The sequence below is a fragment of the Propionispora vibrioides genome, assembly GCF_900110485.1.
GTDB lineage: Bacteria > Bacillota > Negativicutes > Propionisporales > Propionisporaceae > Propionispora > Propionispora vibrioides.
Genome location: NZ_FODY01000005.1, coordinates 194,405 through 207,844, shown reverse-complemented (window position 1 = coordinate 207,844; position 13,440 = coordinate 194,405). Strand labels below are relative to the sequence as shown.

Sequence of the window (13,440 nt, the reverse complement as noted above, 5' to 3'; positions counted from 1 at the left end):
AGTCAGCTGGATTGTATGGTTTACGTCCGACTGCTTTGGGCGTAGCGTAGCGAAAACCCATTTGATTTAAGTCCAAGCTATCGGCAAAAAGGTCAATCACACGGACTGGGTTATCTTGGCTTATCATTTCTTCAAGCGAAGATGGAATCAGACTGATTTGGTTTCTATCCATGTTATTGCTTATAAAGCGCGACATATATTCACCTCAAAGCCGAATGTTTCTATGATTTTTATTATATCATAGTAGCCTTGATGCTCATGGTTTAGGGCTAGTTTTATGAGGTTAATCTTTAATTGTTTTCGCACAGTCTGACGTCCCTTAGTGTCTCCAGTTAGAAGCAGCTCAGAGCTCATTGCAGAAGGCCAACGAATCCTTGGACAAGTACGAGAAAGAGGTAAAACAGGAATATAGAAGTCTGAAACTTCAACGGGATATAGGATTCTTAGCTGCAGTTTATTTTATGGCGAAAAAATAACCCTGCCAGGCAGGGTATCATATCTCCTTAGGGTTGCCCCTATCTCGGTTAATAGCCGGGGTAGGGGCGTTTTTCTTTTACGAATATGAAGTTTAAAGTATAGATGGAGATGATTTGTTTTATAGATTTGTGTTTTCTTTGTAACAAGATTGTAACATTTAACCATTATAATTAAGACATTAAAGCTCAGGGGGAAAACACAATGAAAAGCATGGCAAAAAAGATGGTAATTTTCACTATGGTTGGTATAATGCAGATAGGGTTTGGAGTATCAGTTATGGAAGCTTCTCCGTTACATGACTACTATCCACCGGTTCAGCTGTATGATGGACATGACAGGGACCATATGGAAAGAGAGCGTCATGAACGTATGGAACGAGAAAGACATGAACGTGAATGGATTGAAAATGAACGTCATGAGCGTGAAATGAGACGGCGGGATCACGAGAGCCGTAGGGAATGGCGTGAACGTCAGCGTATTGAAAATGAACGTCACGATGAAGCCATGAGACGAATAGCCCATGATTTTGCAGATAGTATTTTCGATAGATAGGATTGTGCGAGTTCATAGGACAAGCTTGTTCTATGATATAAATATTACATACATATTCTATTGGTACCCTACTCAAATCGAGTAGGGTATTTTTGTTTGGGTGTGTTAGCTATTCATTTTGGTTATCGCCAGAGTGGAATTTTTTCTATTTTTTATCTGGTGATTCGTCTGTCAGGCTTTTTTAGGCCTATATATAATCATGGTTTTATGTACGGATAAAAAATAAGAGAAGTAATTTCAGTAGTTTAAAAATTCTTGGTTGCTGAATGTACCTTAGTGAGAGCCGACGTACAGGAAACACATAGTGAGACCGAAGAGTTCCTTGGCTATGGCGGTTCTCAAATTAATTAATTTGGAGGGAATGTAAAATGGCTTTTAATTCAAACTTGCCAGCAGATACTACTGCACCGGCAGAAATTAGGGAAAACTTCAGAGCACTAAAGGAGGATCAAATTGTTGCTGCTGCAAGTGCAATTACCGCAACAAAGTTTGAGACAGCGCGGCTGATTACTTTAAACGGGGATGCTACGGGAAGTGCTTCGTTTGACGGAGCGGTAGACATTTCTATTTCGGTGGATGTGATTAGTGCAGATGCTGCAGCTAGATTAGAAACCGCACATACCATTAACGATGTGCTATTTGATGGAAGTGCGGACATTACCATTACAGCAAAAGCTGACGGAGGAAACTCTGACACAGTAGGCGGTAAAACTGTAGAAGAAATTATTACAGAAAGTTCAACGGCATCTCTGCCGATTGGTAGTATTGTCATGTGGTTTGGAAGTATATCAACTATACCGGTAAATTGGAATCTTTGTGATGGTTCAAATGGAACCCCTGATCTACGGAATCGGTTTGTAGTTGGAGCAGGCCAGGAGGGAGGAATCCATACAGCCGGAGTTAATGGACCTGGCAGTGGATATTATAGCCCAGGATCAATTGGTGGAGAAGATACACATAAACTCACGATAGACGAAATGCCATCTCATAACCACAGTATTCATGGTTACGGAGGTGTTAGCTTTAAGGGCAGCGGCGGCGATATAGTTCCCTCATCAGGTGGTAGTTATACGTGGACTGATGGAATTTACAATACGGGTAGTGACCAATCCCATGAAAATCGGCCTCCATACTATGCACTAGCATATATAATGAAATTAGCTTAATTAATTTGTCTTGGGCTTAGTAAGGTAATGCCGCTGCCGACAGAGTAAACTTAATCTCTTCATTCTGGTTGATCGCCAGAGTGGAGGGATTTGTTTATACCTTATATAAAGCTACGGCTTCATGTACGGATAAAGAATGAAAGGTAATTTGATGGTTTAAAATTTATTGGCTATTGAATGTACCTTGGTGAGAGCCGACGTACAAGAAATACACAGCGAACATAAGAGTTCCTTGGCTATGGAGGTTTTCAGATTAATTAATTGGAGGAATGTGAAATGGCTTATGAAGTGGATCAATATACGGTGTCTTTGCTTCATTTTGAGGATGGGATTAAGGATGAGACAGGGAAAGTATGGAGTATAAAAAATAACGGGGTGGCCATTACTGGTACTCAAGCAAAAGTGGGTAATGCGAGTGCCTATTTTAGTGCAGTTGGCGGGATTTTTGCTGATGCTACTGATGATGTTGCATTTAATACGGGTGATTTTACAATTGATTTTTGGTTATATTTACTAGGAGGTAATTACAACCCATCATATGGCAATGTTATAACATTTTTCGATTCTAGATCTGCTCCAGGGACAGAACCAATAGCTATCTTTTTTAATTCCAATGATTCTATAATTTTTAATGTTCCTAATAAAAGTATTACTTCATCTGCTAATGTAATTATTAAAAATCAATGGGTTCACATTGCTTGTGTACGTAACAATGGTATTGGGACTATATTTGTTAATGGGAAAAGTGTCGGCTCAGGTGATTTAAGCAGTGTTATTTCAAAATTTCCTTTATATGTTGGTGGAGACGGAAATCCAAGAAATAGCACGGGTGCTATGAGAGGATATTTAGATGAATTTCGTATTTCTAATATAGCTCGCTGGACAGAGGATTTTACACCGCCGGGAACTGTTGTAGCACCTAATGCACCCACTCAATTAACCGCTACCCCCGGCGATTCCCAAGTAACCCTCAACTGGGCTGCAGTCACCGGCGCGACTGGCTACAACGTGAAGCGTTCAACCACAGCCGGCGGCCCCTATGAAACGATTGCGACTAGCGTATCAGGTGCCTCGTATGTAGATACTAACGTGGTAAATGGCACGACCTACTATTACGTGGTTACCACCATAAATGCAGACGGAGAAAGTGCTAACTCTAATGAGGCATCAGCTACGCCGCAGGCAGCACCGGTAGAAGAAGGCCAGGGGCTACTCCTGATTACGTTGCTTGATTCTAGCGAGCGGGAGTATAAGCTTCCTATTAGTAAGATTAATAAATTCATTCAGTGGATTAACCAAACTACTAATATTGATAACAATTGCTATACATTCGACAATATTATTGATGGTAGCAAAGAGTATTTGCTGTATGAAAAGATTATTAGCTTTAAAGTAATGCCGCTATCAGAGGAATGATGCGTAATCCCTCCATTCTGGTTGTCACCAAGATGGAGGGATTTTGCTTATATAAAACTATGATTTTATGTACGGATAAATAATGAAAGGTAATTTCAGTGGTTTAAAGATCCTTTGCTACTGAATGTACACCAGTGAGAGCCGACGTACAGGAAACACACAGTGAAACATAATAGTTCCTTGGCTATGTTGGCTTTCAAAAAAATTAATTGGAGGAATGTGAAATGGCTTATGAAGTGGATCAAAATACAGTTTCCTTGCTTCATTTTGATGATGGAATTAAAGATGCATGCGGAAATACATGGACCGCGTATGGAGGTGCTGCAACTAGCAACTTGCAGAGTGAATTTGGAAACAGTTCATTATATTTAAATGGCTCAGGGCAATATCTAACTACACCGTCTTTAACAAGTTTTGGAACTCATGACTGGACTATTGATTTCTGGGTGTATCCTATAACTAATAGTTACTTCAATGGACTATTTTGTTCTGGAGGTAAAAGTTCTCCTTATTGGACATCTACTCTCTACACCTTTATGATAGACTGCCCAGATAGTACTCACATGAGTTTAGAATATACAAATGCAATACAAAAAACAATAGTCTTATTGAAATTTCCTATTACTCAAAATGTAATGCAGCATATTGCGTTTGTTAGAAATGGAACAAATCTTTTAGCATTTGTTGAAGGGAAACTAGTAGCCAGTGCGACTATTGATGCAACGATGCAGTTCAATTCTGACGGAGTATATGTGTTAGGAAAACAAGATATTCGAAATCAGTATTACTTTAATGGTTATATTGATGAGTTTCGTATTTCTAATATAGCTCGCTGGACAGCGGATTTCACACCTCCGGGAACTGTCGTCTTGCCCAATGTACCAACCAATCTAACCGCCACCCCCGGTGATAGCCAAGTAACCCTTAACTGGGATGTAGTCACCGGCGCAACCGGCTACAATGTGAAACGCTCCCTTACAGCAGGTGGCCCCTATGAAACGATTGTAACTAATGTGTCTGGTACCTCGTATGTAGATATCAACGTGGTAAATGGCACGACATACTATTACGTGGTTACTACTGTAAATGCAAATGGGGAAAGTGTTAATTCTAATGAGGCTTCAGCTACCCCGCAGGCAGTAGAAAACCCTCCTTCTTCCGGTAAAGCCTTATTGCGTGTCACTATGATTGATTCCAGTGAGCGGGAGTACAGGCTGGATAAGACGGAAATTGATGGATTTGTTAATTGGTACATTCGTACTATTGGTACAGGTATTTCATGTTACTCAGTAAATGATATTGTCGATAGCAGCAAGGAATACTTGTCCTTTGAAAAGATCATTAGCTTTAAGGTAATACCGCTGTCGGCAGAGTAAAAGTTAATCCCTCCATTCTGGTCATTTGTCAGGGTGGAGGGATTTTTTATACCTTATACGAAATGACGACTTCATGTACAAATAAAGAATGAAAGGTAAATTGATGGTTTAAAATTTATTGGCTGTTGAATGTACCTTAGTGAAAGCCGACATACAGGAAACACATATTTGAAAAAAGAGGTCCTTGGCTATGTCGGGTTTCCAAATAAATATTTATATTATTATAGGGGGGGAATTTACATGTCGTATAATTCAAGTTTACCAGCGGATGTTAATGTAACTGTATCAACGGCGGATATCAGGGAGAACTTCAGAGCTCTTAAAGAGGACAAGATAGTTGATGCTGCAACAGCTGTAATCGCTGATTCTGCTGCCAAATTATCTACCCCAAGAACCATTGCATTACAGGGGGACGCTACAGGTAGTGCAATTTTTGATGGTTCTGCTGATGTGGCTATTAGCGTAGATGTACTTAGTGCAGACACCGCTGCTCAATGTACTGGAAATTCTGCAACCGCTACTAAGTTGGAAACTGCGCGCAATATCAACGGTGTAGCCTTTGATGGTACGAAGGATATTAATATTCCTTGTTCTGGTGTGCCTGTAGGAACTATTATTGCATGGCCATCTTCGACATTACCTGGTGGTGATGATGCAAGAAAATGGTTAGAATGTAATGGACAATCTACGGAAGGTTATCCGGAATTGGCTGCTGTTGTCGGTAGCTATGTCCCAGATTATAGAGGATATTTTCTTCGAGGAGTAGGAGGAAATTCTGCCGCTTTGGGCGTAGCCCAGGGTGATGCTATTCGAAATATAGTGGGTAAAATTGATGCTTCTTCTTCGGCGGCAGATAGGCAAGCATTCGGAGAAATAGATACTGGAAAGGTTATTACAGGTCCATTTCAGGGTATATATTCGAATACTTACTCTACTGCGGAAAGTAGTGGTATATTTTCTCATATGACAGGCTTTAGCTTTGATGCCTCTCTTGCAGTTCCAACGGCAGTGGAAAATCGTCCCATCAACAAATCAGTCTATTACCTCATAAGAGCAAAATAGAATCGTCTCTAGGAAATGGTTCTTCTGGTGTGCCTAGCCTTCTACCATATATCCTACAGCGGTGGTACATGGATGAAGTTCCACATTTGAGGGAGTGGAGAGCAATCTCTGCTCCTTTTTCTATGCCTAGTAATTATGCTAACTGACCAAGAACGGCAGGAGCGTGATGATATAGATGAAAACGGTGAATTAAAACCCTATAATCCGGATGCTACAAGCGATGGTAATGTCCTGCTCTGCATCACAATGAATGATTCCAGCGAACGTGAGTATAAAGTTACTCAGACAGTTGCAGATGATTTTATTACTTGGTGCAATCGGAACTAGCAACTCGTGCTACGTGTTTGATAAGAGTACGCAGGGGAGTAAGGAGTATTTATTCTACGAGAAGATCATCAGCTTTGAAGTGATTCCGCTACCGGCAGAGTAAAATTAATCCCTCTATTCTGATTGATGCTAGGGTGGAGGGATTTTGCTTATACAAAATTATGATTTCATATACGGATAAAGAATGAAAGGTAAAGACAGTAGTTTAAAAATAACTAGCTAATGAATGTATACTCATGAGAGCCGACATACAGGAAATACACGGTGAAACATAAGAGTTCCTTAGTTATGTTGGCTTTCAAATAAAAATAAATGAAGGAATGTGAAATGGCTTATGAAGTGGATCAGTATACGGTATCTTTGCTTCATTTTGATGATGGGATTAAAGATGAGACAGGGAAAATATGGACATCAAACGGGAATGTAAGCGTGAGTAGCGACCCCAAACAGGTTGGAACCAGTAGTTTGTTTTTTAATAATGGAGTACTAAGTTTTGCGGATTCTAATAAGAATTTTGCATTAGGCACTGGTGATTTTACCATTGAATGCTTTATTTATATTACACAGTCATCAACGCAATACGGAATGCCTGTAATTGGTAACTATACATTTTCCGCTGATGGTTATACTGGGCATAGTGGATGGGCCTTGGCTGTGAATAGGACAGAACAAGATTCGGTTGGCCCGTTTGGCATTTGCCTAGATAACTATGATAGTTCGGGGGTTAGAAACATACATTTAACTTACCCAACGCTAATTACAGTCAATGTATGGCATCATATTGCTGTAGTTAGAAGCCAACAAAGTTTTTATTTGTTTTTAGACGGAAAATTGGTAGCTACACAAACATCAAATGCCAGTATTGATGTTCCTAAACCATACGGGTATATCGGTAACTATAATACATCTACCGGTAAATTGAATGCAGGATCAGCTTTTCATGGGTATATAGATGAGCTTAGAATCTCTAATACAGCCCGATGGACATCAAACTTTATACCTCCGGGAACTGTTGTAGCCCCTAATGCACCAATAAATCTAATCGTTACCACAGGCGATGCGCAAGTAACCCTCAATTGGGATACAGTCAACGGCGCAACCGGCTATAACTTAAAACGGTCTATCACGGCAGGCGGCCCTTATGAAACAATTGCAACCACCGTATCAAGTACCTCCTATATGGATACTAATGTAGTAAACGGCACGACGTATTATTATGTGGTGACTGCTATCAATACTAGTGGTGAAAGCGCTAACTCGAATGAGGCTTCGGCTACTCCTATTATCAGTGCACCCTTAAACTTAACTGCAACGGCCGGCAACTCTCAAGTGGCGCTTTCATGGACTGCAGTGACCAATGCTTCCGGCTACAATGTTAAACGCTCAACTACGGCAGGTGATCCGTATACGATAATTGCCAGCAACGTAGCCACGAACAACTATATGGATACCACGGTAACCAATGGCACGACGTATTATTATGTTGTAACGGCACTAGGTGGCACCAGCGAGAGCGCGAATTCTAATGAAGCATCTGCTATGCCAGTAGCGCCTATTAATGCTTTACTGCGAATTACAATGAACGATTCTAGCGAACGTCAGTATAAAGTTACCCAGACAGTTGTAGATAATTTTATTAGTTGGTATGATCGGGCGGTTGGTACGGGAAATACTTGTTATACCTTCGATGATAGTATTGATGGCAGCAAGGAATATTTGGCCTTTGAAAAGATCATTAGCTTTAAGGTAATACCTCTGCCGGCAGAGTAAAGATAATCCCTCCATTTTGGTTGATCGCCAGAATGGAGGGATTATTTCCAATTGGAACATAGATACTCGAATTATAATTTGAGTATCTATTACCTGATGCTTAATTATTTAATTGACTTTCAGCCGTGGAACTAATGCGACTATTTATATTAGCGATGTGACGATCCATGTCCTGTGACATTTGTTGGAACATTTGCTGTGCGTTTTGCTCATCGGTTGATGCCGCGAAAGTTGCATAAGTTCCTTTTGCCGACTCAGCAGCGGCCAATGCCTTTTCTAAATCCTTTTTTACTGTCATACGTCAGGCCTCCGTTTATAAGATTTTTACGTGCAATAGTTATAATTGACTATAAAATTAAATTTATGCGGATTTGTCGGCTGGAGATCTGGTGTTATAAATGCTCTTATTCGCATATATTTATCCACGTGGGGTGAACTCGATGAAGATGTTTTGTATCGTAAAATCTCATTTGATTTATTATATATTGCTAATATTATTGATGGTAAGTTCAACATATGCGTTTGAGGAGAAGAATGGAAATAAGTTGGCTAACAAGGTTATCGTTGTAGATGCTGGTCATGGGGGGATAGATTCGGGAGCTACCCGGCCAGGCGTAGATGAAAAAGATATCAATTTGGCTGTAGCCCTCCAGCTTAAAAATATACTCAATCAAAAAGGTGCTAAAGTTATAATGTCCCGCCAAACAGATATGGAACTCAGCAATGAGTGTGATAATGAAAAAGTTAGAGGGCGATACCATCGCGATTTAATGGCAAGAGTGGAAATGGTTGAAGAATCTGATGCAGATCTATTTGTTAGCCTTCACGCCAATGCTGTAAGAAACGATAAGAAGCGTGGTGCCGAAGTCTTTTATTATAATAAATCTGAAACAGGAAAAATATTGGCAAATCTAATACAAGCTGAATTGTACAGTGTAGCAGGGAGAAGCCATTCTGCGCAAAATGCGAACTATTTCGTGCTTCGGCGTAACAAAATTCCTGCTGTATTAATTGAATTAGGTTATATTACAAATACAGAAGAACGGCAGTTGCTGTTAGCACCCGATTATCAACAAAAGTTAGCTAGAGCAATTGCTGAAGGAATTTGTAAGTTTTATTAGTCAGCTTTGAAACAAGTACAAAGTTTTATGCCAATAGACTAGAACTATTTATTATTTGAGAACTAATTGGTCGCTGAATAAGATTTTGATATTATGGTAAAAATAGGGAAATTTTTTCAATTGGGAATAGTTTACATCTTCTTGTTTAGTATATATTTTTTTGAGAATACTAACAACAGGAGGTGAGGATAATGATTTGGCTTTTAGTTGTTGGTATAATATCTGGATGGTTAGCTGGAAAAATTTCACGTGGCGGTGGATTTGGACTATGGGGTGATCTCGTAACAGGTATTATAGGCGCATATATTGGCGGATTTTTATTTCGCCTTATGGGATTTTATCCCAATAGTATGACCGGTGCAATTATAGCAAGTACTATAGGAGCTATTATATTTCTATGGATTATACGCCTATTTCATCCTTTGTCGCCTGCAGCTCAAAAGAAAAACGATTAATCCTAATCATTAGAGGTATACTTGTAAACTATGAAAGAAGAACAAGTTAATTGAAGAGCAATATATGGTTGGACTGTTCAGATGAAGTTGTTATTGCGATAAATCAAAATGGTGGAATTGATTATAAATTCCAGAGGGAATTATCCAGATAGAGATACGGGCAAACAAGCTATTGGAAATATCGTTTTGGCAATGAGAAAAGATTTAATGGGAAATACAAATTTCGTTTATATTGATGTATTAGACTAAATAAAGCTCCTAATACAGGAGATCGCGTATGGTTCAATGATTGTAGGAAAATGATTAAGCCTTATACTTTCTTCCTCTGAACAAAGAAGTTCCTGCTAAATTTTTACATAATTTAGCAGGAACTTCTTTGTTCGAATTCAGTACTAGTCGTATTATTAGGTAACGGTATAAAAGGTTATTTTCGTTTGTTTATGAAAGGGTTTTATGAGTGACTGTTGAATAACGTTTTTGTTAAATATTATGGATTAATACACATTATTTGGACCAATAAAATTACGCTAGTATTTGTGTATCCACCGACGGAGGAGGATTTAGAATGAAGGTCACAACCAGGCCAGATGATAGATCGGAGCGGGCGAGTAGGCTGCATGTCGTCATTGCTGAGCTGTTGTCAGCTATCATTGCTTCAACGGTTTCTTTTGACGAGATGTATCAGAGTGTTTTAGATAAAGCACGGTGGCTGACGGAAAGTCAGCATGGTTTTGTTTCTTCGATTGATGAAAAGACCGGTGCCCATATCAGTAATACACTGACTAAGATGCGGGATGAAGGCTGTACCATTAATGCTGCCTTATATTCTTTGCCTGAAGGGCCCCATAAACTTTATAGCAGCCTATGGGGATATTCTCTTAACGTCCGGGAGAGTTTTTTTACTAACAATCCTTCATCTCATGCGGCATCAGTAGGTTTGCCATCCGGTCATGTACCGCTGAAAAATTTCCTGTCGGTACCTATAATGTTTGGAGATGAAATCTTAGGACAGATTGCACTTGCCAATTCAGTACGTGATTATACGGTAGATGATCTTAAGGAAATAACCCGTTTGGGGGAAGTATACGCAATCGTGTTGCACAATCGACGGCAAGAAAGCGATTTGCAGCGAAGCGAGGAGCAGTTTCGTTCAATGGTAGAGATCGCACCTTTTCCAATGCTTGTTACTAGAAGAGAGATGAATGGGACTATTTTGTATGGAAATCTAAGAGCAGCAGCACTTTTTAAGGTGTCACAGGAGGAATTGATCGGAAGTACTTTTGCCGATTATCACCAAAATCGGGATGAGTGGATGGCAACCTTGGACGAAATAGAGAAAAACGGATGTGCGATGGATAAAGAAATGCAATTTTACGATGTTAACGGCAAGGTATGTTGGATACTGCTTTTTGTCGTAAAGGTTATTTGGTTTGGTAGTGAAGCCCTGATGATCACGATTAATGATGTTACTGACCGCAAAAATATGGAAGAAACACTGAGACAGTTAGCAACGGTAGATTATTTAACAGGAATTTGGAATCGTCGCTATATTATGGATCTGGGTAATAAGGAATTTGAACATTGTTTGCTTTATAAAACTCATATGAGTGTCATAATTTTTGATCTTGACCATTTTAAACAAGTGAATGACAAGTATGGGCACAATATTGGTGATCGGGTTTTACAAGGGACTGCCAAAGTAGTAACCAATGAGTTAAGGGGGAGAGAAATCTTTGGGCGATACGGAGGAGAAGAATTTGCTATCGTATTTCCGGAAATATCGCTAAGAGAAGCAGCTGAAATTGCTGAAAGGTTGCGGCAGGCCATAGAAACATACCAGTATTTATTGGAGAATGTAAGTACACTAACGGTTACCGCCAGCTTTGGTATCAGCGAGGTCCTCGACAACGATAGGACATTTGAGGAGAGTCTGGCTAGAGCCGATAATGCTTTGTATAAAGCGAAGGCATTGGGCCGTAATCGGATATGTTGCAGCTAGAACGAGTTAAAGAAAAACAATACTTGGTAAAAGAAGAATTTCTCTAGCAAACAAGTTGTGTGCCACCTTTTCTATATTTATATCATGTAGATAAAAGTACTGTATATTAGAATAGTTTGCATTAAGAATTCAAAGTTAGGAACATCATTTTCAACTGGCAGTAAATTACCAGAATCAATAAGGACACGAAATTGGTATCTATAACTCCGTCTCCATGAAAGCGTCTAGGTGCCCCTACTGAAAGGTAGGGGCTTTTTTCTTTGTACCTATATAAAACTACGTTTATGTATACGGATAAAAAATGAAAGAGGTAAGTTCAGTAGTTTAAAAATACTAGGCTAGAGTGATTCCGCTGCCGGCAGAGTAACGTTAACTTCCTCCATTTTGGTTGATTACTAAGGTGGAGGGAGTTTTTGTTTTTTGCCTGGGGACTTCGGCTTATTTCTTTTGCCATATAATCTCATAGTCTAAAACATTGGCAATTCGCAGAACCCTCCCCCAAGGGAATAGTGCCTTGTCGAAGCTGCCGTGAAACGAAGGGATGTCAACAGGGTGCTTATCGGTTTCCGTTAGCCTTTTAGCAGTATCTGCAATATTTAAGTCTGCGCCTGCAATATTTTTCTTAATACTGTTCTCGAGTGAAAATTATCTCTTCTATTGAGACGGGCTCTTTTTTGAGAATGTTATCACCTCACGGTCATATAGCATTATAAGTTAACTTATCGCAAAATATTTAAAGACTCTTTAACTAATTCGAGTTAGGCGACATAAGATATAAAGGATAATGTTATTTGAGTAATCATAGGAGGTGCGTTATGCGTTTTTGCGGCAACGGAGGTTGGGGCAATGGAAGTTGGATCATTATCATTATTATCATTATTTTGCTTTTCTGGACTGTCGGTGATAACGGTATAAATTAGCAAATCGTGAGCTTCCGGAACCCTACAAGCCATTCCCTTTTTCTTGCCTTGGACGTGGATCCAGGGCTTTTTCTTTTCCTAATAGTCACCTGGTATACAAGAAATATCTTAAGCGAATAAATTCCCGCTTTTGGTTGGAATCGGCGGGGATTGTTAATTTTGATTTTTACGAATCAGTTTATAATACTCTACCAATAGAGCATCAAGTTCCTGGCTGACTTTTATAACTTCTGAATCATTAAGCTGTTTACTGTTAGCTAGGTCATTTAATTTCTTACGTAGTTCTTCAATCATTTCTTTAAGTTCATATAAGCTCAACATGCTTTTTTTAAAAGTATCAGACGCCAAAGAGCTTTTGCTGCTATATTTCCATTCAAGATATTTTTTAAATAGAGTAAGCTCTTGAAGCGCCGGCGCAGGGAGATCGTTATTTTCTCTAAAGAAGTCCTCAAGAGTAATTCCAAGACCCTCGCATATTTTTTCGATAGTATTAACCTGGGCTGTTGAACTATTTCCTGAAATGATGTTTTGAAGGGTAGACTGAGTTAGGCCGGAACGATCCGCAAGATTGTTCACGGTAATTCTGAAAGTGTTGCAAAAATATAGAATACGTTTTGATAGATTCATCTGTGGCCTCCCGATAATTGTCATATTTGCCACAAATTATACTTTTTGATTCCAAAATCTTCCAACGTTGTGAGGCTTATTTTTTACTCTTATAAGGTTAATAACCTGTATGAGGAAAGATAATACCTAAGTTAAATAAAATATCTACTTTCTCCGTTAGCAGAGGATTAAT

At 39.3% G+C, this 13,440-nt stretch carries 11 protein-coding genes and 1 pseudogene; 9 read left to right on the top strand and 3 right to left on the bottom strand.

Features of this window, described 5'->3' with window-relative positions:
- Positions 1-196 (bottom strand): annotated as a pseudogene (locus BMW43_RS21330) (IS5/IS1182 family transposase); the annotation flags it as partial.
- A 482-nt stretch (positions 197-678) separates the two neighbouring features.
- Here BMW43_RS21330 and BMW43_RS06640 point away from each other — a divergent pair.
- The 6 genes from BMW43_RS06640 (at position 679) to BMW43_RS06610 (ending at position 8,146) form a co-directional block, all read left to right on the top strand.
- Complete coding sequence (locus BMW43_RS06640) at positions 679-1,029, top strand: hypothetical protein (protein WP_091745007.1); 351 nt, start codon at positions 679-681, stop codon at positions 1,027-1,029.
- A 368-nt stretch (positions 1,030-1,397) separates the two neighbouring features.
- Positions 1,398-2,195 (top strand): hypothetical protein, encoded by a 798-nt coding sequence (locus BMW43_RS06635; RefSeq protein ID WP_091745004.1) that lies wholly within the window; start codon positions 1,398-1,400, stop codon positions 2,193-2,195.
- 276 nt (positions 2,196-2,471) lie between these two features.
- Positions 2,472-3,611 carry a fibronectin type III domain-containing protein gene (locus BMW43_RS06630; protein WP_091745002.1) on the top strand — a complete coding sequence of 380 codons (1,140 nt, stop codon included), beginning with the start codon at positions 2,472-2,474 and terminating at the stop codon, positions 3,609-3,611.
- 224 nt (positions 3,612-3,835) lie between these two features.
- Positions 3,836-4,987: a LamG domain-containing protein gene (locus tag BMW43_RS06625; RefSeq protein WP_091745000.1), complete on the top strand. Its 1,152-nt coding sequence runs from the start codon at positions 3,836-3,838 to the stop codon at positions 4,985-4,987.
- Between the two features lie 168 nt (positions 4,988-5,155).
- The gene (locus BMW43_RS06620; RefSeq protein WP_177173483.1) at positions 5,156-6,049 is read left to right on the top strand and encodes a phage tail protein; all 894 of its coding nucleotides are present in this window, start codon (positions 5,156-5,158) and stop codon (positions 6,047-6,049) included.
- 654 nt (positions 6,050-6,703) lie between these two features.
- A complete protein-coding gene (locus BMW43_RS06610; protein WP_177173482.1) occupies positions 6,704-8,146 on the top strand; it encodes a LamG-like jellyroll fold domain-containing protein in 1,443 nt (480 codons plus the stop codon).
- A gap of 100 nt (positions 8,147-8,246) precedes the next feature.
- Here BMW43_RS06610 and BMW43_RS06605 read toward each other — a convergent pair whose 3' ends face one another.
- Complete coding sequence (locus tag BMW43_RS06605) at positions 8,247-8,444, bottom strand: DUF1657 domain-containing protein (protein ID WP_091744992.1); 198 nt, start codon at positions 8,442-8,444, stop codon at positions 8,247-8,249.
- A 142-nt stretch (positions 8,445-8,586) separates the two neighbouring features.
- Here BMW43_RS06605 and BMW43_RS06600 point away from each other — a divergent pair, with 142 nt between their 5' ends.
- From BMW43_RS06600 to BMW43_RS06590, 3 genes are all read left to right on the top strand, one after another.
- Positions 8,587-9,267, top strand: coding sequence for an N-acetylmuramoyl-L-alanine amidase family protein (locus BMW43_RS06600; RefSeq protein ID WP_091745035.1), 681 nt, complete (start codon positions 8,587-8,589; stop codon positions 9,265-9,267).
- Positions 9,268-9,458: 191 nt separating this feature from the next.
- Positions 9,459-9,722, top strand: coding sequence for a GlsB/YeaQ/YmgE family stress response membrane protein (locus tag BMW43_RS06595; RefSeq protein WP_091744990.1), 264 nt, complete (start codon positions 9,459-9,461; stop codon positions 9,720-9,722).
- A gap of 565 nt (positions 9,723-10,287) precedes the next feature.
- Positions 10,288-11,721, top strand: a complete 1,434-nt coding sequence (locus tag BMW43_RS06590) for a diguanylate cyclase (RefSeq protein ID WP_091744988.1) — start codon at positions 10,288-10,290, stop codon at positions 11,719-11,721.
- 1,073 nt (positions 11,722-12,794) lie between these two features.
- On the opposite strand, the gene BMW43_RS21495 is transcribed toward BMW43_RS06590, so the two are convergent.
- Positions 12,795-13,268, bottom strand: coding sequence for an XRE family transcriptional regulator (locus BMW43_RS21495; RefSeq protein ID WP_245732245.1), 474 nt, complete (start codon positions 13,266-13,268; stop codon positions 12,795-12,797).
- Positions 13,269-13,440: the final 172 nt, after the last annotated feature.